We start from the raw sequence: 25,197 nt of genomic DNA, 5'->3' as shown, positions 1-25,197 counted from the left end.
TATTGGTCTTTAAAAATTATAGAGATGGATTATAAATGCAAATCCGTCTCGCCGCCTTTGTCCTCGATGCGGCGTTGCTCGCGGCGCTGATAGCGTAGACCTGAGGCTGCAAACCACTGCGGCTTGGTCTTTTGTAATAAGTCGCTGAGGCGCTGAAGCTGCACTTGTAGCGTCTGAGTCAACCAAAAATAGCCCTGCCATTCAAAGCCTAGGTTTTCTACACTGGGGTATTCAGAGACCGCGATACGAGTAATCGGCCGAAACACCTCATCGCTCGGACTGCGTAGCACCGCCGCCATATGCAGCATGGCTTGGGTCAGCTCATGCTGGTAGTGTATCAGCAAAATATGGTTTTCGTCGTCGATCTCGATATTGGCCAAGCGCGGCGCTGCACTGAGCAGCAAATCAATCGTCCCAATGATATTGCGGTGGGTGCGCTGGATGGTTTCTAGGGTTTCTTTGTCGATACCTGACTCGCTGGCGGTCGCTGCAATATGTGGACGCACAGCCAGCAGGCGTTTATTGATTTTTTGTAGCGCTTTGACCAGCGACTTGTTGACTGGCGTATCAGGGACAGAGCTGCTTTTGGGATAAACGATACTCGCTGAGCTGGTGGCTTTGGTATACTTAAACGGCTTTGGCACCAAGACCTCAGCATCGATATGATTGCCAACGCCTGCGTATAGATTGCTACAGGTCTCCAGATTATTGGCCAACAAAAACCGCCACATCAAGGTTGACTTTAAAGGCAAAATCATCGTCGCGCCGACCGCCACCCCAGCGCCAATCAAGATATTAAACGCGCGGTACAGACCGTCTTGACCGACATTGCTGTGATCAGGGCTAGAGACAATCATCAGCATGGTAATGCCGGTGAGCAACCCGATATAGCCCAATTGTTTGACTGCCACATAACCGATGATACCGCTAATCAACCCAATCAGCGCATAATATAGCCACATCCAGCCGCCGATGTCTTGACTCACCCACAAAAACCCCAACCCCACGGCCACACCAAGTATCGTGCCAAGTATCCGCTCTTTGGCTTTGGTATAAATCGCGCCTTGATACTGCAGCAGTCCCAAAATGACAAACACAGTAATGGTCGTCCACTCCCCGTTTGGAAAGTGTGTAAACTCATTTAATAATAAAGCGGCGAGCACTGCCACCCCCAAACGGATGGCGTGCAGGACATCCGCATGCTGGTAGCGCGCATAAGGCTCAATGAATGGTGCGCTAAATCGCTGCCAAAGTTTTGGTTTCACGCAAGGTCACTCTTATTAGATGAATAAAAAAACAGTCGTTTGGCGCACGTCTTAGTAGGCTCAAACCTGCATGCGCCACTGTCTATCAAGTAGCTTAAACACTTCACCGACATTTATCAAAAAAATAGCGCCTTTTATCTATCGACAGATAAAAGGCGTCTATCAGACAGCGCCCTGACGAGCTGGCGCAAGCCTTGAGGGTCATTAGGGCAAGCCTTACACCTCTAAGAAGTCCAAGATGCCTTCCGCGGCTTCACGGCCTTCCCAGATGGCGGTCACGACCAAATCAGAGCCGCGCACCATATCGCCGCCTGCAAAGATTTTGGGATTGCTGGTTTGAAATTTAAATGTCTGCTGCTCGAGCGCCAATACGCGGCCCGAGCTATCCATACTCACTTGCTGTCTCTCAAACCAGTCAGCAGGGCTAGGACGAAAACCAAAGGCCATAATCACCGCATCACACTCAATGATCTCTTCTGAATTTGGAATCGGCTCAGGACGACGGCGGCCACGATTGTCAGGAGCACCTAATTGTGTTGTGACGACCTTGACGCCTTTGACCTTACCATTTAGGCCGATGATTTCGGTCGGCTGACGGTTGAACAAAAACTCCACTCCTTCCTCGCGCGCATTGACCACCTCGCGGCGTGAGCCTGGCATGTTTTCTTCATCACGGCGATAGGCACAAACGACTTTTTCAGCGCCTTGGCGAATGCTGGTACGGTTGCAGTCCATCGCCGTATCGCCGCCGCCCAGCACCACCACGCGCTTGCCTTTTAGGTCGATGTACTCTTCGGCATCTTTTTCCCAGTCATTGCAGCGATTGACGTTGGCAATCAGATAATCTAGAGCGTCATAAACGCCGTCGAGCTCTTCGCCTACAAAGCCGCCGCGCATATAGGTATAAGTGCCCATTCCCATAAACACCGCGTCGTACTCGCTCAACAGCTCATCGATAGTGACGTCTGTACCGATTTCGGTCTCGAGGCGAAACTCAATACCCATGCCCTCAAAGATCACACGGCGATTGCGCATGACGTCTTTTTCCATCTTAAACTCTGGGATACCAAAGGTCAGTAGGCCGCCAATCTCAGGACGCTTGTCAAAGACCACAGGCTTGACGCCATTTCTTACCAAGATATCAGCGCAGCCAAGACCTGCCGGCCCAGCCCCAATGATGGCAACTTTTTTGTCTGTCCAAACCACATCTGACATATCAGGTCGCCAGCCTAAGGCAAAAGCGGTATCGTTGATATATTTTTCGACATTACCGATGGTCACCGCGCCAAAACCATCGTTTAGGGTACAAGCGCCTTCGCACAAGCGGTCTTGAGGGCAGACGCGGCCGCATACTTCAGGCAAAGTATTGGTACGATGGCACAGCTCTGCTGCTTGAAAAATTTGGCCTTCGGTGGCCAGCTTTAGCCAATTAGGGATGTAATTGTGAACCGGGCATTTCCACTCACAATAAGGGTTGCCGCACTCAAGACAACGATGGGCTTGCTGCGCCACCGCCTCGCTCTCAAACGGCTTATAAATCTCAACAAACTCTGTCGAGCGGGTGGCAATGTCTTTTTTGGCAGGATCAAACCGTGGTACATCTAAAAACTGAAAACTATTTTCTAAGCGTTTTGCCATGATAACTGTCTCTTCTCTAGGTGGCTTTTATCGTGGGTGAGGAGCCGCTGCGACACACTGTCAGTCCGTCTGATATATGTCACTGCGGTCGCCGACCTGCGAAAAAACCAATGTATTAAAACGTCTCTTATACCCTATACCCGACTACTGCGGATCAGCCATGGTGGTTTTTAGGAGACTGGCAATATTCGCCGCTTTGGGCTTGACCAAGTAAAATTTGCGCACATAGTGCTCAAAGTCAGCCAATATCGTCTGGCCCCAAGCGCTGCCTGTTTTATTGACATGGTTTTCTATCACTTGCTGCAAATAAATGCGGTATTCTTCGGTTTGCTCGCTGGAGATACGGTTTAAGTCAATCAGCTCGTGATTGCAGCGATCAAAGAAGTCGCCATCCATGTCGAGCACATAAGCAAAGCCGCCGGTCATCCCTGCGCCAAAGTTCAGCCCTGTCCGTCCAAGGATGGTCACAACACCGCCGGTCATATATTCACAGCAGTGATCGCCTGTGCCCTCTATCACCGCCTGCGCCCCTGAGTTACGTACGCCAAAGCGCTCGCCTGCGGTGCCTGCCGCATATAACTTACCGCCTGTCGCACCATAAAGGCAAGTATTACCGATGATGGCGGTCTCTTGGGTACTAAAGCTGGCACCCTTTGGTGGATAGATGACGATCTCGCCACCAGCCATACCTTTACCGACATAGTCATTGGCATCACCTTCTAGCTCGATATTTAGGCCGCCTGCATTCCACACGCCCAAGCTCTGCCCTGCTGTGCCCGTTAGATGTAGCTTGATTGGCATATCACTCATACCAAGATTGCCCCAGACTTGAGCGATCTCACCTGAGATACGCGCGCCGATTGAGCGATCGCAGTTGCCAATAGCATAGCTATAATCGCCGCCTGTACCTTGACGAATATTAAGCAGCATATCACTGACCATCTGCTCAGCGAGCAAGCCTTTATCAAATGGCTCATTACGCTCTACCTGACACGTTTGTGCGTTGCCAACGCTGGCTGGATGACTAAACAAGAGTGGCGTTAAGTCGAGGTGACGCTGCTTTGCAGTATTGCCTTCTAACACCTCGAGCAAATCAGTACGTCCGACCAGCTCTTCCATACTACGTACGCCAAGGGCGGCAAGCCACTCACGTGTCTCCGTCGCCACAAACTTAAAGAAGTTGATGAGCATCTCCGCTTCACCGATGAAGTGCTCGTCACGCAACTTGGCTTTTTGGGTAGCAACGCCTGTCGGGCAGTTGTTTAGATGGCAGATACGCAAGTATTTACAGCCCACCGCAATCATCGGCGTGGTACCAAAACCAAAGCTTTCTGCGCCAAGGATAGCGGCTTTTACCACATCAAGGCCTGTCTTGAGTCCGCCGTCCGTTTGTACCCGCACTTTATCGCGCAGGCCATTGACCCGTAGCGACTGATGCGTCTCTGCCAAGCCCAGCTCCCACGGCGAGCCTGCATGATGGATAGAAGACAGCGGTGACGCTGCCGTACCGCCATCATAGCCTGAGATAGTGATTAAGTCGGCATAGGCCTTGGCCACGCCCGTCGCGATGGTGCCAACGCCTGGACGTGAGACCAGCTTCACCGAGACCAAGGCATCGGGATTGACTTGTTTTAAGTCAAAAATCAGCTGCGCCAAGTCTTCGATAGAATAAATATCATGATGCGGCGGCGGTGAGATGAGTGTCACCCCTGGTACAGAGTAACGCAGGCGCGCGATCAGCGCATTGACCTTACCACCTGGCAGCTGTCCACCCTCCCCTGGTTTTGCGCCCTGAGCGACCTTGATCTGCATGACTTCTGCTGAGCGCAAATACGCAGGCGTGACACCAAAACGACCAGAGGCCACTTGTTTGATTTTTGAATTGCGCAACGTGCCATAGCGTACCGGATCCTCGCCGCCCTCTCCTGAGTTTGAGCGGCCACCGATGGTATTCATCGCCATGGCGATCGCTTCATGTGCTTCTGGTGATAGAGCGCCAAGCGACATGCCCGCCGAATCAAAGCGTGTCAAGATAGCCGAGATGTCTTCGACCTCATTCACGTCAATTGAGTTATCTGTCTTTAGTTGCAACAAATCCCGCAAGGTTGCTACAGGGCGACTGTTCACCAAGTCGGCATAATGACGATAATTGTCATAATCGCCTGTCCGTACAGCGGTGTGCAGGCTGTTAATCACATCAGGATTAAAGGCGTGATACTCTTTGTTAAAGACAAACTTGAGCAAACCACCTTGATCAAGGGGCGCACGGCGCTTAAAGGCGTTGGCCGCGAGTATGGCCTGATCTGCTGCCAGATCGGCAAAGGTGGCGCCTTTGATACGGCTTTGCACACCTTTAAAGCATAGGTTTACCACTTCTTCTGAAAGACCAACCGCTTCAAACAGCTGGGCACCGCGATAAGAGACGATGGTTGAGATACCCATTTTTGATAAGATTTTTAGCAAACCTTTATCCAAGCCTTTACGAAAATTGACCCGCGCCTGAATCGGATCGCCAAGCAGCTCACCACTGGCCACCAAGTCATCAATGACATCATAAGCCAAATATGGATAGACGCAGGTAGCACCAAAGCCAATTAATACCGCCACCTGATGCGAGTCACGCGCCAGCCCCGTCTCGATGATGAGATTTGCATCAGTGCGGATACCTTGGGCAATTAGATAATGATGTACTGCCCCTGTCACCATGATGGCATTGGCAGGGACTTTGTCGGCGACGATGTTTTTGTCAGACAACACAATCAGCGTATGGCCGGCGCGAATACTGCTTGCCACTTGCTCACAGATAGCAGTGATGGCTTCTGACAGCTCAAGGGTGCAATCATAATTTAAATCAATACGCGCCATCTGAAACGCTGGGTCATCTAAGCGCTCAAGCTGCTGCATTTTGCTGGCTGACAATACCGGTGAGGATAAGATAATACGGTGTGCATCGCGCGCGGATGGTGCAAACACATTGGTTTCAGCGCCGAGGCACGTCTGTAGTGACATCACGATTGACTCACGTAATGGGTCAATCGGTGGGTTGGTCACCTGCGCGAACTGCTGACGAAAAAAATCGCCGACATGACGAATTTGCTGCGACAGCACTGCCATTGGTGTGTCATCGCCCATCGAGCCCACTGGCTCTTGACCATTTTCGGCATTGGGACGGATGATTTCGGTACGCTCTTCATTGGTGATGTGATACATCTTTTGTAGGGCTTTGAGTGGCTCGCCGCGGCAGGCCTGCGCCGCCAGCTGCTCCTCTAGGCGCTCATCATCACGGATACGGGTCGCTTCTTCACGCAGCCATTTGCGATACGGGTGCGCTTTTTTTAGTAAGGTCGCTATGGCTTTGGTATCTAAAATCTGGCCAGTCATGGTATCGATGACCAGCATTTGACCGGGACCAACGCGGCCTTTTGCCAGTACATCTTTTGGTGCATAATCCCAAACACCTACCTCAGAGGCGACTGTAATGTAGCCGTTCTTCGTCGTCACCCAGCGCGATGGGCGCAAGCCGTTGCGATCAAGCATACACACCGCATAGCGCCCGTCTTGAATCACCAGACCCGCTGGCCCATCCCATGCCTCCATATGCTGCGAATAAAACTCATAAAACGCGCGCAAATCCATGTCCATGCCATCGACATTTTGCCAAGCAGGTGGTACGAGTATCGACATGGCATGAAACAGACTCATGCCGCCAGACATCAGCACCTCAAGCATATTATCCAAACTCGAGGAATCCGATCCTGTACGATTGACCAGTGGCGTCAGCTCATTTAGGTTGGGCAGTTTGTCCGATTTGAGTTTTGGGGTGCGTGCCTCCGACCAGTTACGGTTGCCGGTGATGGTATTTAGCTCACCATTGTGCGCCAGATAGCGAAACGGCTGCGCAAGCGGCCAGCGCGGTAAGGTATTGGTAGAAAAACGCTGGTGGAATACCACGATATGTGAGGCCAAGCGCTCATCTTGCAGATCCAAAAAGAACGCAGGCAAGTCAGACGGCATCACCAACCCTTTATAGATAATCGTCTGGGCGCTCAACGAGCACACATAAAACAGCTCATCGTCTGCCAAACGTTGCTCGGCTTTTTTGCGCGCGACAAACAGCTTACGGTTGAAATCATCTGCTGATAAATCATCAGGCGCATTGACAAACACTTGCTTAAAATCAGGCAATGTCTCACGGCCTATGTCACCGACAATCGTCAAATCAAGTGGCACATTACGCCAGCCCGCCACATCCAAGCCTTGTGCAGTAATCTCTTCAGAGAGTATTTGCTGGCTGTGGTTTGCTTTAGCAGCGTCGAGACTGACAAAGACCATGCCCACCGCAAAGTTATCAGTAATATCAAATTGCAGCTCGGCGGCAATTTTTTGAAAAAACTTGGTCGGCGTTGCCAACAATAGACCACAGCCGTCACCCGTCTTACCATCAGCAGCAACACCGCCACGGTGCGTCATACAGCTTAAGCTATGAATGGCTGTTTTTACCAAATCATGGCTGGCCTCACCCTCAATGTGAGCGATCAAACCAAAACCACAGTTATCAGAGAAGTCATCTGGCGTGGCCAAATGCGTATGGGAGGAAATCATTGACATGGCTAGTCCTTTTAAGTGAACGGGTCGCTTATCATCCAATGCGGAGCATAAACGGCTATCCGTAGGCAGAACGGGCTAATAATTAATATTCGTATATCCGAATTAATAATTGATGTGACGTTCTCATTCATCATACTCTGAGAATCAGGTTAGCACCTTGACCCTCCTAGTCATTAATGATGTCTGAACAGATAATTAATGTATGAATAGACAGTAAGTAATAGATCTTGGCAATCAGATAAAAATCGTTTTATCTGCCAGTTACTCAGTTCTCAATCACATGCTATTGTTAACTGGAGTATCGCTTGTCACCGTGTATTACCGAACGCTATGATTATATTGGCTAGGTAGTGTAACGGTGCGATGATTTATATTGAATATTTGACGCTCTGTATTTAAGCGCTTTATTCACTCTAAAAAGAGCGACCGTAAGGGAGGCTGCGCCATTTATTATCGTATAAATGCAAATAAAAATGGCGGCGCTTGGGACAACAAACAGTAGCAAAGCGTCTTATAAAGTTGATGCAAGCACTCACCGAATGTTCAATAAATAGTTATTTACGATAACTATACAGAACGTCGCCCACCGTTATATTAGTTAATGATTGGCAAAAAATCTAGTCTTTTCTATCGATTCATCACCCATATTTTGTAAGAGAACGTATTACTAATGGTTATACAACGACGAAAAACAGCAGATAAAAACGCATATAAAGGCAGGCTTCAGCCATCATTTAAGCCATGGTTCATGCAACTAAGATAGCAGAACATCAAAGCGAAAGCGGTAACTGGAGAAAATAACAACGGTCACTTGATACACAAAATACTTGCCAAAAAAAGCCCACCAGCATCTTTGCTAATGGGCTTTATGACTATAGCTACGGCTACGGCTCTGATCAAATCATCAGACGCAACTTAATTGCTTTTTTCTTCAATCAGCTCTTTAATACTGTCGCCGTTATTTTTGGTCGCATTGTCACTTTTTGTAGCATTGTCATTTTTGGCAGCGTTGTTGTTTTTAGCTACGCCTTGGTTGGTGCTTTTATTGTCCGTGCCGGTATTGCTATTTTTATTGGGGTTACTGTTTTTATTGCTGGCGTTATTGACACCGCTATTTGTCGCGCTGTTTGCGCCCGCATTTGCCCCATTGCTACTACTTGGCGGCTTCGGCGTTGGTACGACTGGTGGCTTCTTATTGCTACTATCACCGCCTGCCGCTACCGGTTTTTGATTGTCCGCAGGTTTGTTGCTCGACTCTTCGTTGCCTGCGCCCACAGACGACTGCTCTTCACCGCCTACAATACGCTCCTCAGTGACAGATAAGGTCTCAGAGGTGTCGATAGACTGGCGAATACTGGTCTCACTGCTGCTCGGTGCGCGCCGTGTTTCATCGGCGTCGTTGCTGTCATCGGCAGGTTGACGCACTGGTACTTCGCGCTTGGTCGGGCGCAAATCAACCGCGCGCGTTCGCCTATTGCTCAAATCTTTTATGGGATCGGGGCGCTCATAATTATCGATGATACCGATATAGCGATTGATTTCTTCTGGCAACACGCGGACATCAGCCGGTAATTTAAAGTCCACCAGTTTTGAGGCGCCAACCGCTTCTTGCGGACTGCTCATCAGCCCATAAGTTAGCATATAACGCACTTGGTTTTCGTCATCTAAATAGCGAAAATACGCAAACTTTTTGCGATCATCACGGCTTTCTAGATAGCTGACGATGACGTCGTTTTCGGCGACATTCATCACCTGCACTGTCCATTTGCCCTTGTTTGCTAGCAAATAGCGCTTGTCTTTGAACTCATCAGGATAGCTGCGCAAATCGCGAATGGTCGCGTCAAAGCTGAGCGGCTGCACATCCGTATCCAGCTCATGCAAGGATTCTATGGTGAGCGGCTGTTCAAGCTCAGCACTAAGCGGCTGGGGCGCGGTTATCGGTGCGTTTTCGATTTTGGCACCCATCGCTGGGGTTTGACTAAACATCCAAACCAAAGCGGTAACCACGCCAAGTAGCAACGTCGCTACCAGCCACATCAATGCTTGGCGGCGATATGCTTGGCTTGCGCTACGCGTCGTCGATCTTGGTGCTGCCATGGGAGTATCCTTGGTGAAAATAGAGTTAACAACGCAACATAAAGACTCGTTGAAAGTAAATGCCAGCGGTCACGTTAGGCGCTAAACGCACATTGTCTTCACCAAACGCTTATGATTGTAAAATCAGTATCTTACGTATTATGTGCGGCCAGCACGTCGGTTAATAGCGTGGCATCAAAATCATTGGTCAATACCGCCTCACCCAGTGATTTTAACAAAATCAGGCGGATTTGTCCGTGTTTCACTTTTTTATCATGACCCATCAGATCAAGCGCAGTGTCCACCGCGATCGCAGGCGGATGGATAGGCAGATTTGCCAAGGTCAACACATGCTTGACACGCGCCACCTCCTCATTACTTAGCCAGCCCATTTTTTGTGAAAGTTCGGCGGCCTGTACCATACCTGCCGCCACAGCCTCGCCGTGTAGCCAGTTGCCGTAGCCTTGATGCGTCTCGATCACATGACCAAAAGTATGGCCGAAATTAAGCAAGGCACGCACACCTGACTCGCGCTCGTCTTGGGCCACGATATCGGCTTTATACTGACAGCAGCGCTTTACTGCCTCACCAAGCACGGCCAAATCCAGCGCCATCATGGCAGGCAGATTGCTCTCCAGCCACTGCAAAAAACTGACATCCATGATAAGGGCGTACTTGATGACCTCTGCCAGCCCTGCTGAGAGCTCACGAGCAGGCAAGGTTTTGAGTGTACTCATATCAGCCAGTACCATTTGCGGTTGCCAAAAAGCGCCAATCATGTTTTTGCCTTGTGCATGATTGATGCCTGTTTTGCCGCCGACACTAGAGTCTACTTGTGACAGCAATGTCGTTGGTATCTGGATAAAATTCACGCCGCGCATAAAACTTGCCGCCGCAAAGCCTGTCATATCGCCAATGACGCCGCCACCTAGGGCGATGAGCGTCACGTCACGGTTGAAGTGAGCATCCATCAGCGCATCATAAATCTGATTGATACTGTCTTGATTTTTATACTGCTCACCATCTGGCAGCACGCAGACTCTCACAGTAAAGTGCGCGGCCAGCGCTTGTTCAAATGCAGAGAGATATAAAGGCGCAACCGTCTCATTGGTGACGATTAAAACCTGACGGCCCGTGATATAAGGCGCCACCTGCTGCGCCATACTGCCATTTTTGGCCGCGTCTTCAGTAATAATGATGGGATAATCATGGCTTTGTGTCTGAACGGTTAAACCCTCAAAAAACAGTGGCGTGGCCATGAAGTACTCCTTAAATAGTGGTCATAAGCGATGAGCAGCTGACTGTCTGTCATCCATACAGTATCTATACAGTTAGCTTCGGTTATTGGGGACGGTAATGGCAGACATATCAAACGATGCCAGCTGCTGCAAGAGTTGATTGACCATATGACGCGGATAAGTATGGCCAGTTGGCATGATGATATGCGCCACTTGCCGGTATAGCGGATCACGGGTGCTGTAGAGATCCTGCAATATCTGCTTGGGGTTGGGCTGCTGTAGCAATGGTCGCGACTTGTCTTTTGCCGTACGCGCCATTTGCACATCAACGGGGGCATTGAGATACACGACGATGCCACGCTGGTGCAAAAACGCGCGATTTTCGGCAGACATGACCGCACCGCCACCAGTTGCCAATACAATTTGCGGTTTTTGGGTCAACTCATCGATGGCGCGTGTCTCACGCTCGCGAAAGCCTGCTTCACCTTCTTTGGCAAAGATCCACGCAATATCGGCACCTGTTTGCGACTCGATGTACCAGTCACTATCCAAAAACTCACGTCCTAGCTGCTTAGCCAGCAGTTTACCGATTGTCGTTTTCCCTGCTCCCATCGGCCCCACTAAAAACACCGACGGCAATTCCTCCACCATAGTACTTACTCAGCTAAATTAGCTATGATACAACGTCATTGATATTCTGGCTAGTAACGAGCCGCGATAATTGTCCGCAAAATCTCATCCCTCTTTCGGCTTACTCATAAAAAAAGCAAGCACTCAGGCTCGCTTTTTTAAAGTAGGTCAACCTATGATTAATTCAAGCGGCTGGTACCATCATTGATGAGTTTTGGTGTGACAAAGATTAATAGCTCTTCTTTGGCATTACTACGCACATCTTTGCGGAAGGCGCGGCCAATATACGGCAAATCCCCTAAGAAAGGCACTTTATCCACGCCGTTACTGGTACGGTTTTTGAACACGCCACCTAAGACCACGGTCTGACCATCTTCGATGATAACGTTGGTTGAGATTGAGTCTTCAGCGATGGCGACCTGATTGTTGATGATGGTCGGTGTGCCATTGGTGATGAGGAGTTGTAGGCCAATTTTGCCATCAGGGGTGATGTTTGGCGTGGCCTCCAAGCTCAGCGCCGCTTCTTTAAAGCTGGTGGTGGTCGCGCCACTGGCTGAGGCTTCTTGATACGGAATCTGAGTCCCAGATGACACCTTTGCGGTTTGTTTATCCGCGGTCAAAATCTTCGGCGTCGAGATGACTTCACCGCGATTGTCCGCTTGCAGCGCTGATAGCTCAAGGTCGAGCATCACATCTGACATACTGAGCAAACCAAAGGCAATACTACCCGCTGGGTTGGCCACACCCAAATCGACGTTTAGGTTATCAGGGCGCGTGATGTCATAAGAAGGATACGAGACCGTCTGACCGTTGACGGTGGTGGTTTCTACATCAAAGTCTTTTAAATCCCACAATGTCTGGTTACTGCCGCCCACCAACAAGTTACGGTTATTGGCCGCACCATTTGACAAGATACCCCAACGAACACCGATCTCTTTACTAAAGCTGTCGGTCGCACTGACAATACGCGCCTCGATCATCACCTGACGCACCGGAATATCGATTTTGCTGATCAGTTTATGAATGTTTTCAATACTGTCTGCCACATCTTTGACAATCAAGGTATTGGTACGCTCATCCACAGTGACGGTACCGCGATTTGACAACAAAGAGTTATTGTCGTCGGCACGGTTTGAGCTACCACCAGAAGAGCCGCTGCCTTGAGAGATCAATGTCAGAACATCTTGCGCTTTAGCATAGCTTAAGCGGATGTACTCTGTACGTAATGGTGCAAAAGACTCAACCGCTTGCTGCGCTTCAAGCTCACGTGCTTCTTGCTCTGCAAGCTCTGTCGCCGGCGCGACCAAAATCACATTGCCGTTTTCACGTTTGCCCAGATTTTTACTCTTTAAAATAATATCAAGCGCTTGATCCCAAGGTACGTTGATCAGGCGCAACGTGATGTTACCTGCAACCGAATCACTTGCCACGATATTCATCTCGGTAAACTGCGCCAAAATATCTAAAACGCTGCGGATCTCGACATCTTGGAATTCCATAGACAGTGGCTCACCGCTATAGACTCTTTCTTCGAGCGTCGGCTCACGCAGTAGCTCAGGCTTACTGATGCTGATATTTAGCTGATTGCCTGACTGGTACGCTTGATACTCATAATCGTCGTTCATATTGATGGTGACGACACCATTTTGACCTTGGTTTTTGGTATCAATACTACTGACCAGACCGCTATTGATATTTAGACGGCGCAGCAAGTTTCTAGGCACCGTACTGCCTGTCAAACGGACGACCAGCTTATTGCCTTGACGTTGTACATCTACTGGAATGGCTTCATTGGCCAAAGCGATACTGATATTACCACCACCATCGTTACCTGCAGCAAAATTGACGGCGGTTAGGCCTTCATAGCTATACTGCTTACTCACTTGTGAGGCGGCAAGCTGTGGATCCAATAGCGGATTGACCCGAACCACCATCGTATCTGCGGGTACTTGATTTTTGACCACCGTAGTGTTGGTGCTATTGACCGCCGCAACAGGAACGCTACTGGTTTCTACAATGGGGGTGACTATTGCTGTGGTTGTCATGCCACTACTGTTATTCAGCACATCTTGCACAGGATCATTGGTGATTATTTGATTAACGACGGGCTGATTAACAGGTTGGCTAACCACGGGGCGACTAGGGTCAGTGATGGTCAGCAGCAAATCATTACCATCGACCGCTGTGGTATAGTTGCCTGCTTGCTTGAGACCCACAATGAGACGCGTGGTGCTGTCGCTGCTTAGTGTCGTGACATCATTGACCATGCCGATGTTGTATTCGTTAAATCGACTAGCCAGCCCATTTTGCACTTGTTCAAAATCTAGTACCAAACGGCTTGGATCATCTAGCTGATAGGCTGCAGGCAATGCTGGCGCACTGGCAAAGCTCAAGCGCATTTGCGTCACTGCTGGCGCAGTTTGTACCACAGAGACGTTATTGATACGCTGGGCAGCTTGGGCATGGTTACTCACTGCTACCATGCTGACTGCCAATGCTGAAACGGCAAAAGCAGAAGATACGCGGTTACTCATCGTCATTACCTTGTTGTTGCGTACTGTCATTATTTATTCCTCAAAAAATCTGCCGACTTAGCTTATAGGAGAGACCAGCGACTGGGGTTTTTCGATAAACCCTGCGCGGCTGTCTGGCACAATTTCAATCAAGTTAATCTGGGTCGGCGTGATTTCAACAATACGGCCGTCATTCAATCCAAGATAATCACCTACTTTCACACTCGCAACTGAGCCATCAGGACGTTGTACCAACGCATATCGCTGACCTTCAGGCGAAATAACGACACCGCGAAAGACCAGCTGTGATAGCTCGTACTGCTCAAGCGGCCCTTTGACTCTGGTAATATCAGGGCGTACACCATCGATAGGCGTCGTCGGCCCTTGTACATTGACCAAACTTGGGGGCAAAAACGGACTGCGCTGCGTGCTTGCGCTGTATACAAAATCCTCTACCAGCTCCGCCTTAGGTGGGGGCTCAATCGGCTGCGCTGGCTGGTTGCGTATGTCATTCATCGACTGCTGTGCCATCCCTATGCGATCGCTACAGCCCGTCATCGACAACACCACCATACTTAACGCCAGTAACGTGGGCAGTTTATTTATCATCATTGACTGTCTCCTGCAGCAGCGGCATCACCTTCAGGATTTGCTTCTTTTGAACGATAGGTTTTGGTTTGTAGTACCAGATTTAGCTCTGGCAATACATCCAAGCTCGGCTGCGGGTTACTCACCTCAAAATCATGCATCGTGATGATACGAGGTAGAGCAGCCAGTCCACTGATAAAGCTGCCAAACTGATGATACTCACCCAATGCGGCAATACGTATCGGCTGCTCAATAAAAAACTCGTTTTCAATTTCAGGCTCAACCGAGATATCCTGAAAACGAATATTGCTGCCCACACCAGTCATGTTGATACCCTCTACCAGCTCTGACACCCGTGTGTCTTTTGGTAGTTGATCAAGTAACGAGTTAAACTCAGCTTCCATCTGCACCACTTGCGCTTTATACGCTTCTAAGTGACGGGCGCGTGATTCTTTTTCACGATAACTATCGAGCAAGGTTTGCTGCTGGCTTTCGGCGGCATTGATTTCATCGATTTTGCCACTGATCGGCAGCGCCCATGACAAGGCGGCGATAAAAACAATGATAAGCCCTATCACCGTTACCTTGACGGGCAATGGCCAGCTACCATAGTTTTCAGAGTCTAACGACTCAAAACTGCGACGAAACTCTTGTAAGTCAAACTGCTTTTTTGGCTTTAGGTCTGCTTTTTTGATTTTGATTAGGCTTTTTTTGCGGCTCAGTTTCATAACGCACCTCCAAGCCCAGTACCCTCTTCAGGTGTGGCCGTCTCTGACTGCACCTTTGTGGTTACCACAAACTGTACATAGCTGTCTTCTGGATAAACAGGGCGCGTCTGCTCACCTGTATTGATGGTGTTATTGAGTGCAGGCGTTGCCTGATAAGCACTGATGTTTTGTTGAATATTGCTGACAGCAGAGTTACCCATCCATTTACTACTATCGAGATTACGAATCAGATTGGACACCACATTTGGGTTATCTGCCAGGCCGGTCAAGGTGATGACATCTCCTTCGCGCTTGAGATTATTGAGATAAAGCGCCGACGGCATTGCTTTAGCCAAATCGTCCCATAGACGTACAGGAACCGGGCGACGACCTTGCAAGTCTTGAATCACTTGCATACGTGAGATAATATCTTCACGGCGCTGCTCTAAGCTATCGATTTCGCTCAACACGGTGTCTAAACGCGCGTTTTCTTGTTCAATCAAGGCATTGGCATCGAGCTGCTCTTCAAGCTCATTATTAAAATAGCTCCACGTAGCAAATGCGGCCAACAACGTTAGTAGTGTCACAGCTACCACAAGCGTGATAAACTCTTTGTTGCGGCGTTCGCGCTCTTCGGCGCGCCAGGGTAAGAGGTTAATACGAGCCATTAGTCAAAGCTCCTTAACGCAAGACCACATGCTGCCATGAGGCTTGGGGCATCGATCGCCAGTTGCTCATTATCGATATGTGGCGCGATGGTCATATTGGTAAATGGATTGGCGATACTGACAGTCACGCCCAGTTTTTGTTGCGCCATGCCAGCCAGACCGGGAATCGAGCTACTGCCCCCCGCGAGGACCACGTGATCGATATTGCTGTATTGGCTCGAAGAAAAATAGAACTGCAAAGAGCGAGTGATTTGCTGAATGGTGTTTTCGATAAACGGCGTCAATATCTCAGGATAGTAATCGTCAGGCAAGGTGCGCTCACGCTTACTCAGCGCCGCTTCCTCAGACGATAAGCCATAGCGATTTTGTATTGCCTCTGTAAGCTGAGCACCGCCAAATAGCTGTTCGCGGCTATAGATAAATTCGCCATTTTTGGCGACATATAAGGTGGTTTGATTGTGACCAATATCTACCAAAGCGACTAATTCTGGTAGCCCTGGTAAATTATCTACCATCAAACCAAAAGCACGCTCAATAGCGTGCGACTCAATATCCATGACCTTGGTTTGCATGCCGCCGAAGGTTAAGGCATCGACGCGTTGGTCGACATTCTCCGAGCGTGAGGCCGCCAGTAGCACCTGCACCATATCGTCACTGACCAAAGAAGGGCCTAAGACTTCAAAGTCTAGGTTGACGTCTTCAAGAGGGTAAGGCACGTATTGATCGGCATCGAGACGTATCTGCGCTTCGCGCTCGACATCGCTGAGTGCCATGTCCATATCGATAATCTTGGTAATCACCGCTGACCCTGATACAGCTGTCGCTGCATGGGCATTAGCCACTTGACAGCGTCTGGCCAAACTGGCAATCGTATCGCCAACGGCTTCAGTATCCACGATGAGTTTATCGACGACTACGCCTTCCGGTAGTCTTTCAATGCCATAAGATTTTAAGTGGAACATGCCTTGTTGGTGCTGTATGTCAACCAACTTTACTGAGGTGGCACAGATATCCACTCCAATCAAATGTCGACTTTTGGAAGTAAATAGCCTCACAAACTCTATACCTTATATTAAGTGTACAATCTGATAGTTATTTGTAATAATTGAATACAATACTTTACTTAATAGATAGATTCAAGCATTTAAATTATATATTAAGGCTAACTTACACATTTATTATGACCTCCCTATTTCGTTCAAGGTATAATGCACTACCTGTTGCAAATCATTAATTAATAAGTCTTATTATGGCCAAAAAAAATGCTACTGCTCACATTATTCACTTTTTGGTAGGGCTATTTATTGCTTGTTTAGCCTTGGCGGTCATCTTGGCAATGGCAGTTCCTATTGGCTTTTATGGCATGGCCATGTATTTATCGCCTACCCTGCCAAGTACGCAAGAGATAAAGACCGCGACGCTAGAAATGCCATTGCAGATATATAGTAGTGATGACAAACTCATTGGTCAATACGGCAATCGTTTATCATTACCGATCACTTTTGAGGAAATCCCTGAAGATTTGACTCATGCTTTTTTGGCCGCAGAAGACGCGTCTTTTTTCCAGCACAGTGGTATCAGCATTAAAGGTTTAGGTCGCGCGGTCACCGAAGTGGTGACCGATGATGATAGTCAAACAGGTGGCTCAACCATCACCATGCAGGTGGCCAAAAACTACTTTTTGAGCCCAGAGCGTACCTTAAATCGTAAACTAACTGAGCTGTTTTTGGCCCGTAAAATAGAAGACGAGCTCAGTAAAAACGACATTTTGACCCTTTATGTCAATAAGATTTATTTGGGTGAAGGCGCTTACGGCATCCGTGCGGCCGCCAAAAAATACTATAGTAAGTCACTAGACAACCTCACCATTGCAGAGATGGCAATGCTGGCAGGTCTGCCAAAAGCCCCTTCTAAGTACAATCCTGTTGCCAATCCTGAGCGCGCCCTGACCCGCCGCAACTGGATCATTGGTCGTATGCATGAGCTGGGTTATATCAGTCAAGCGCAGCATGATGAAGCAGTCAACTCCCCCATCGGCATCAAGCTCTATCAGGAAAAACTCGATGTTAATATGCCTTATTTGGCAGAGATGGCACGCTCTACCTTAGTAAATCGCTACGGTGAGCAGGTCATGCATGGCGGCTGGCGCGTGCGTCTGACCGTCGATAGCAAAGCACAAACCGATGCAGAGGCCGCCGTACTCAAAGGTCTCATCGCTTATGAGCATCGCCATGGCTGGCGCGGCGCTGAAGCGAATGATGAGCCATTAGAGAACTTCCGTCGGTATAGTAACCTATCACCTGCCAAAGTGACAAAAGTAAATGCTCGTAGTTTTGAGGCCACTATCCCCTCGGGTGAGACGGTAACGGTTAACTGGTCTGGGATGAGCTGGGCGCGCAAATACATCTCTGCCGATCGTATCGGTTATTATCCAAGTAATGCCAGTCAAGTCGTCAGTAAAAACGATATTGTGCGCCTGATTCCGACAGCGAGCAACCGCTGGCAGCTGGCTCAAATTCCTGACATACAAGGCAGTCTGGTTTCATTAAACCCAGAAACAGGCGCGCTCAATGCTTTGGTCGGTGGTTTTGATTTTAATCACAGTAAGTTTAACCGAGCGCTGCAAGGCTGGCGGCAACCTGGCTCTACCATCAAACCTCTAGTCTATACCGCAGCCCTAGAAAAAGGCTACCGCCCTGATAGTATCGTCTCAGACCGCCCTATCCAAGTTGGAGACTGGAAACCCAAAAACTCTGACGGGCGTTTTTTAGGAGACATCACCTTACGTCGCGGTTTGTATCTATCGCGCAACCTTGTCTCTATTCGTCTGTTACAGGCTATCGGTATCTCTGATACTCGTACATTATTAGACGAGTTCGGTCTCGATAAAGAAAAGCTGCCAACTACCCTATCGTTGGCATTGGGTACAGGGCAAGCGACACCGCTACAGATGGCCACCGCTTATGCAACCTTCGCCAATGGCGGTCACCGTGTACAGCCTTATTTTATTGAGCAAATTTATAACTACAATAACAAACTGCTTTTTCAGGCCAACCCGCAGCAAGCCTGCGCCTCATGTTTTAATGAGCAACTAGAACGCGTCAACAAAAAGCTGCTAGAAGACTATGATAGCGCGCTCGAACAAGCGGCAACTGTAGATGCAGCAGCAGACTCAAAAGACCGTGATACCGAAGCAGGTACACAGAGCGATCAAAGCCGTATCTATGATGCCAGTCCGCAATCAGATCGCCTAAAAGCGCCTGCAGTACAGTACGTGATGGCCAAACAAGCACCGCGTATCTTAAAGCCTAGAGTGGCCTTTGAGATGGCAGACATATTACGTGACGTCGTACAGCATGGCACGGCAAGAAGAGCAAAAGCACTGGGACGTGATGATATCGGTGGTAAAACTGGTACCACCAACGAAGCAAAAGACGCTTGGTTTGCAGGGTTTCATCCCAGTAACGCAACCGTCGTCTGGATGGGCTTTGACCAGCCATCGACCATGGGTCGGCGCGAATACGGCGGGGTGGCAGCGCTACCAGTATGGATTGACTTTATGAAAGCCCAGCTCAAAGACACCCCTCATCAATGGGTCTCTATCAATAATCGCTCAAAATCCAAAAAACAAAAACAAAGAATCATAGAAATGACGGATGACGGTATCGTTACCAGCGATGAAGACGATAATACGCCTACCGACACTGCATCAGAAAAACCTGTCAAAACCAGCACCCAGCAGCGCAAGCCGCCAGCACCTGAGCCGGTCGAAGACGAGCGTCCAGCACCAACGACGCGTCATGATAGCGTACCGCAAAATCCGCTATCGGTAACCCCGGTGGAGCGTATGCCGGCCATGCCTGAATAACCCAAGCTCTAGGGTGTGTCCTCATTTTAAAAATGGCGATAAAAATGAGATAAATCGCCGTCAAACAAGGAAAATAGCACAGGTAATATCGAGATACTAGTCAGCTATTTGACACCGTTTGGCCAGATTTAGCCATTTTCAGCCCATTTAGATGGCTATCGATTGAATTGAGGACACGCCCTAGTATGGTTAATTCACTTTAAAACCGATACAGTGCAGCTGGTATGAGTTTTGCTCAGCATCTGTCAGCGTAGACACAGTAAGTAAGAAAAATGTATATCAGTTGCACGTTAATTTGGGCCTATCGACTTTATTTTGAACTGACTATACTTTATATAAAAGCGTGTTTGACCATGATCAAACACGCTTTTTTCTTGATGCTGTCATGTAAGGTAGGACCAAAAAGCCGTTAAACAACAGTATGGATCAGGGTAGTTAAAACTCAACCATACCCGCACGCAGCTGCTCTATCAGCTCTAAAAGCTGCTGACGCCACTCGCGGATGGTGGCTTCATCTGGCAGCCACTGATTCGATAACGTCACAACGTTGACAATAAGATCAGTCGCTTTTGCCGTATCTCTACTCGCACTTAGCGTCTCATCAATCACTGTATCTGGTGGTACCGCATACAAACTACGCTGATACGCGCGCTCTATGTTGGCCACAAAGCCCTGCTGCTGCAACTGTTGTAAACGCTGGACTTCAGGCGATACTTGCGTGCGCGCACTTAGCGCTTGCTCGATGTCGCACAATGTCGGCGCTGTCATGTTTAAACCATAAAAATGTCCAAGCTCCTGAGTAAAAGCCAACAACGCACCATATAAATGAAAAATAGCGGTTTCACAATGCGCCTGATATAGCTGCTTATCACTACTACTGTCCGCCGCTTGGCAGGCAAGACGACAAAAATACAGCTTTTGATTGGTGCGGTCTGCTTGATATTTGGCAACACGGGTTTTACCAGCCATTGGCAATTTATCCTTCTATAAGATATAAGTGGGAGCTTGTTTTCCAGTGTACTATTTTTTTGGATAACAGTACCACGTCTTTCTGACTTTTGTACGTGCACAAAAAAGCCAGCAACATAGGCTGGCTTTTTTGAGAGTGATAAGACATCAAAGACAATTAATTATCTTGATTTAGCTCTTGCGCAAAGGCTTCATCAAAGCTTGCAAAGTCTTTACTATCGGTGCTGGCCGTCATATCAAAAGCTGCGTTTAGATCTGACTCTTGTAGTTTTTGCTCTGCTTTTTCTTTACGGGCTTTGTGATAAGCAAGCCCCGTACCAGCAGGAATCAAGCGACCAACGACCACGTTTTCTTTTAGACCACGTAGCTCATCAACTTTACCTGTTACCGCAGCAGCAGTTAAGACACGAGTAGTCTCCTGGAACGACGCCGCTGAGATAAAGCTTTCTGTTGCCAGACTTGCTTTGGTGATACCAAGCAATTGACGCTCGTACTGTACTGGGAACTTACCTTCGGCTTCAAGTTTGCTATTTAACGCTTTGATATCCGCGTACTCGACCTGATCGCCTTTAAAGTGGTTTGAATCACCGCCATCAGTCACTTCAACTTTGCGCAGCATCTGACGAATAATAACTTCGATGTGCTTATCGTTGATTTTTACACCTTGCAGACGATAGACGTCCTGTACTTCGTTAACGATATAATCAGCAAGGGCGGTTTGACCTTTTAGACGTAGAATATCGTGCGGGTTTTGCGGACCATCAGCGATAATCTCACCGCGAGCAACTGTCTCGTTTTCGAAAACGTTGATCTGACGCCATTTCGGGATTAGCTCTTCATGTACCTCACCATCTTCATTGGTGATGATAAAGCGGTTTTTCCCTTTGGTTTCTTTACCAAAGCTGACCACACCGGTCATCTCTGCCATGATGGCATGATCTTTTGGACGACGTGCTTCAAACAAATCAGCCACACGTGGTAGACCACCGGTAATATCCTTGGTACCTGATGACGCTTGTGGTACACGGCCTAATACCGAACCTGCGGCTACTTTTTCACCGTCGCTGACGCGGATGATGGTTTCCGCTGGCAAGAAATAAACCACTTCTTTGCCTTCATCCGTATTCAAGATGATAGCAGGACGCAAATCTTTAGCCGAGCTTGAACGGTCACGAGTCGCTAAAATTTCAAACGAGCTCATACCCGTTGCATCATCGACTTTGACCGTCGCTGTCGAACCATCAATGATATCGCTAAAGCGTGCTGTACCGGCAAACTCTGTGATAATTGGGTGCGTGTGTGGATCCCATTTAGCGATGGTCTGGCCACCTTCGACTTGCTCTTCGTTTTTCACCAGAACGCTTGAGCCATAAGGCACTTTATAGCGCTCACGCTCACGACCAAGCTCATCGGTCAGCGCAAGCTCTGCTGAACGCGAGACGATAACCAAGTGGCCATCAGTGTGTTCAACCGTTTTCATGTTTTCAAAATGCACTTGACCTGCATTACGTGCTGAGATGCTGTTGTCCACAGATGCTGAGCTTGCCGCCCCGCCCACGTGGAAGGTACGCATGGTCAACTGAGTACCAGGCTCACCAATTGACTGCGCTGCCATGACACCAACTGACTCACCAATATTGACCTTATGACCACGAGCCAGATCACGACCATAACACTGTGAACACACGCCATGCTCAACTTCACAAGTAATCACTGAACGTACCCAGATGTCATCAATGGCGTTGTTGTCTAGTACATTTACCCAATGCTCATCGATCAACGTACCCGCTGGAATCAAGACTTTTGACGGATCGTCATTATACGTCACATCACGCGCGGTCACACGGCCAAGGACAAGCTCACCGAGTTTTTCGATGATCTCACCACCTTGGATGTGCGGCTTCATGAGCAAGCCTTCTTCGGTGCCACAGTCTTCGCTGGTCACAACCAAATCTTGCGCCACATCGACCAAGCGACGTGTTAGGTAACCTGAGTTAGCCGTTTTTAGGGCAGTATCAGCAAGACCTTTACGCGCACCGTGCGTCGAGATAAAGTACTGTAGTACGGTCAAACCTTCGCGGAAGTTAGCTTTAATCGGTGTCTCAATGATTGAGCCATCTGGTTTTGCCATCAAACCACGCATACCAGCAAGCTGACGAATCTGCGCGGCACTACCACGAGCACCAGAGTCTGACATGATAAAGATAGAGTTAAATGACTTTTGCTCGTCTTCTTCGCCTTGGGCATTGATGACTTTATCGGTCGCTAAGTTATCCATCATCGCTTTAGCGACTTTATCGTTGGTACGCGACCAGATATCGACGACTTTGTTATAACGCTCACCTGCAGTCACAAAACCTTGCTCAAACTGATCTTCGATTTCGCGAACTTCCGCTTCGGCGGTTTCGATGATTTGTTTTTTCAGCGGCGGAATCACCATATCATCGATACCGATTGATACGCCTGATAATGTCGCTTGAGCAAAACCAAGATACATCAATTGGTCAGCAAACATAACACTTTCTTTGACGCCAACTTTACGGTAGCAAGAGTTGATCAAACGCGAGATATTCTTTTTGGTCATCTCTTGGTTGCACTCATCAAACGACATGCCTTGTGGCATGATGTTCCAGATAAGCAAACGACCAGCCACTGTATCTTTTAGAGTGACTTCTTTGCTTTCATTGCCCTCTGCATCGACGTGCGTTTCTGTCACACGCACTTTGATTTTTGCGTTGACATGCAGGTCGTTTGAACCGATGGCACGTAAAGCTTCGTTGACGGTCGAAAATATCATGCCTTCGCCTTTGGCATTGATCGACGAGCGGCTAATGTAATACAGACCAAGTACAACGTCCTGTGAGGGTACGATGATTGGATCACCGTTGGCTGGCGATAGGATGTTGTTGGTTGACATCATCAATGCGCGCGATTCGAGCTGAGCTTCTAGCGTCAATGGCACGTGTACGGCCATTTGGTCACCATCAAAGTCAGCGTTAAACGCGGTACAAACCAGCGGATGCAATTGGATCGCTTTACCTTCAATAAGCACCGGCTCAAATGCCTGTAAACCCAAACGGTGAAGCGTTGGCGCACGGTTTAGTAGGACTGGATGCTCACGGATAACCATGGCCAGCATATCCCATACTTGCGGCTCTTCACGCTCTACCATCTTTTTGGCAGCTTTAATCGTTGTAGCTAGGCCATGCGATAGTAGCTTGTTGTAAGTAAATGGCTTGAACAACTCAAGTGCCATTTTCTTTGGCAGGCCACACTGATGCAAACGCAGGGTCGGACCAACAACGATGACCGAACGGCCAGAGTAGTCAACACGTTTACCAAGTAAGTTTTGACGGAAACGGCCTTGCTTACCTTTGATCATATCTGCCAAAGATTTCAATGGACGCTTGTTACTACCAGTAATTGCACGACCACGGCGACCGTTATCAAGCAAGGCATCCACTGATTCTTGTAGCATACGTTTTTCGTTACGTACGATGATATCAGGTGCACTTAGCTCGAGCAGACGCTTTAGACGGTTGTTACGGTTGATAACGCGGCGATACAGATCGTTTAGATCTGATGTCGCAAAACGGCCGCCTTCTAGTGGTACCAGTGGGCGCAAGTCTGGTGGTAATACTGGTAAGATATTCATTACCATCCACTCAGGCTTGTTGTTCGAGTCACGGAACGCTTCTAATAGTTTTAGGCGCTTAGACATCTTTTTGAGCTTGGTTTCAGAGCCTGTTTGCGGGATCGCTTCGCGCAGCTCATCAATCTCGATATCGATATCGATGTCTTTGAGCAGGTCTTGTACCGCTTCTGCACCCATTTTGGCAGTGAATTCGTCACCGAACTCTTCTAGGGCTTTGTAGTAATCTTCATCATCGAGCAGTTGGTACTTCTCTAAAGAAGTCAGGCCAGGCTCAGTGACGATATAGCTCTCAAAGTATAGAACGCGTTCGATATCGCGTAGGGTCATGTCGAGAAGTAGACCGATGCGGCTTGGCAGAGATTTTAAGAACCAAATGTGCGCAACAGGGCTTGCAAGGTCAATGTGACCCATACGATCACGGCGAACTTTGGCAGTGGTGACTTCTACGCCACACTTCTCACAGATAACGCCTTGAAACTTACGGCGTTTGTACTTACCGCACAAGCATTCAAAGTCTTTGACTGGGCCAAAAATTTTGGCACAAAACAGACCATCACGCTCAGGCTTAAACGTACGGTAGTTGATTGTTTCTGGTTTTTTAACTTCACCATGTGACCACGACTTAACCACATCAGGGGCGGCTAAGGTAATTTGAATACTATCAAACTCTTGATTACCGCTAGCGGTAGGGCTTTGCATGATATCGAGTAAATCTTTCAAGTTGCTTCTCCGTTATCTTTATAATCATCTAACAGCATATTGTCGACGCCAAGT

The 25,197-nt window shown here is 48.5% G+C and carries 14 protein-coding genes; 1 reads left to right on the top strand and 13 read right to left on the bottom strand.

All coding sequences use genetic code 11. The features are described from left to right. Positions 1-29: 29 nt before the first annotated feature. From AADH33_RS01710 to AADH33_RS01660, 11 genes are all read right to left on the bottom strand, one after another. Positions 30-1,265, bottom strand: coding sequence for an FUSC family protein (locus AADH33_RS01710; protein ID WP_348549357.1), 1,236 nt, complete (start codon positions 1,263-1,265; stop codon positions 30-32). A 216-nt stretch (positions 1,266-1,481) separates the two neighbouring features. Next, a complete protein-coding gene (locus AADH33_RS01705) occupies positions 1,482-2,903 on the bottom strand; it encodes a glutamate synthase subunit beta (RefSeq protein WP_348549356.1) in 1,422 nt (473 codons plus the stop codon). A gap of 144 nt (positions 2,904-3,047) precedes the next feature. Next, positions 3,048-7,511 (bottom strand): glutamate synthase large subunit, encoded by a 4,464-nt coding sequence (gene gltB / locus AADH33_RS01700; RefSeq protein WP_348549355.1) that lies wholly within the window; start codon positions 7,509-7,511, stop codon positions 3,048-3,050. Between the two features lie 915 nt (positions 7,512-8,426). After that, on the bottom strand, positions 8,427-9,608 hold the full coding sequence (locus AADH33_RS01695; protein WP_348549354.1) for a hypothetical protein: 1,182 nt from the start codon (positions 9,606-9,608) through the stop codon (positions 8,427-8,429). A 131-nt stretch (positions 9,609-9,739) separates the two neighbouring features. Next, positions 9,740-10,846, bottom strand: a complete 1,107-nt coding sequence (gene aroB, locus AADH33_RS01690; protein WP_348549353.1) for a 3-dehydroquinate synthase — start codon at positions 10,844-10,846, stop codon at positions 9,740-9,742. 72 nt (positions 10,847-10,918) lie between these two features. Next, the gene (gene aroK, locus AADH33_RS01685) at positions 10,919-11,476 is read right to left on the bottom strand and encodes a shikimate kinase AroK (protein WP_075100336.1); all 558 of its coding nucleotides are present in this window, start codon (positions 11,474-11,476) and stop codon (positions 10,919-10,921) included. A gap of 158 nt (positions 11,477-11,634) precedes the next feature. After that, positions 11,635-14,019 (bottom strand): type IV pilus secretin PilQ, encoded by a 2,385-nt coding sequence (pilQ, locus tag AADH33_RS01680; protein WP_348549352.1) that lies wholly within the window; start codon positions 14,017-14,019, stop codon positions 11,635-11,637. A 27-nt stretch (positions 14,020-14,046) separates the two neighbouring features. Next, positions 14,047-14,580, bottom strand: coding sequence for a pilus assembly protein PilP (locus AADH33_RS01675; protein WP_075100334.1), 534 nt, complete (start codon positions 14,578-14,580; stop codon positions 14,047-14,049). After that, entirely contained in the window at positions 14,577-15,284 is a 708-nt protein-coding gene (gene pilO, locus AADH33_RS01670; protein ID WP_075100333.1) for a type 4a pilus biogenesis protein PilO, read from the bottom strand. Before pilO ends, AADH33_RS01675 begins: the two co-directional genes overlap by 4 nt. Then, positions 15,281-15,931, bottom strand: coding sequence for a PilN domain-containing protein (locus AADH33_RS01665; RefSeq protein WP_348549351.1), 651 nt, complete (start codon positions 15,929-15,931; stop codon positions 15,281-15,283). The genes pilO and AADH33_RS01665 overlap by 4 nt, the downstream gene beginning before the upstream one ends. Then, entirely contained in the window at positions 15,931-16,986 is a 1,056-nt protein-coding gene (locus tag AADH33_RS01660) for a pilus assembly protein PilM (RefSeq protein WP_348549350.1), read from the bottom strand. The genes AADH33_RS01665 and AADH33_RS01660 overlap by 1 nt, the downstream gene beginning before the upstream one ends. A gap of 194 nt (positions 16,987-17,180) precedes the next feature. Here AADH33_RS01660 and AADH33_RS01655 point away from each other — a divergent pair, with 194 nt between their 5' ends. Next, the gene (locus AADH33_RS01655) at positions 17,181-19,799 is read left to right on the top strand and encodes a penicillin-binding protein 1A (protein WP_348549349.1); all 2,619 of its coding nucleotides are present in this window, start codon (positions 17,181-17,183) and stop codon (positions 19,797-19,799) included. Between the two features lie 435 nt (positions 19,800-20,234). Here AADH33_RS01655 and AADH33_RS01650 read toward each other — a convergent pair whose 3' ends face one another. Together AADH33_RS01650 and rpoC are read right to left on the bottom strand one after the other, a co-directional pair. Beyond that, positions 20,235-20,768 carry a DUF6586 family protein gene (locus AADH33_RS01650; protein WP_075100329.1) on the bottom strand — a complete coding sequence of 178 codons (534 nt, stop codon included), beginning with the start codon at positions 20,766-20,768 and terminating at the stop codon, positions 20,235-20,237. Between the two features lie 157 nt (positions 20,769-20,925). Continuing rightward, complete coding sequence (gene rpoC, locus AADH33_RS01645) at positions 20,926-25,143, bottom strand: DNA-directed RNA polymerase subunit beta' (protein WP_075100328.1); 4,218 nt, start codon at positions 25,141-25,143, stop codon at positions 20,926-20,928. Between the last annotated feature and the right edge of the window lie 54 nt (positions 25,144-25,197).

Source organism: Psychrobacter sp. KFRI-CH2-11 (assembly GCF_038239325.1).
Lineage (GTDB): Bacteria > Pseudomonadota > Gammaproteobacteria > Pseudomonadales > Moraxellaceae > Psychrobacter > Psychrobacter celer.
The sequence above is the reverse complement of the archived record's forward strand: the minus strand, read 5'-3'. Positions and strand labels throughout refer to the sequence as shown.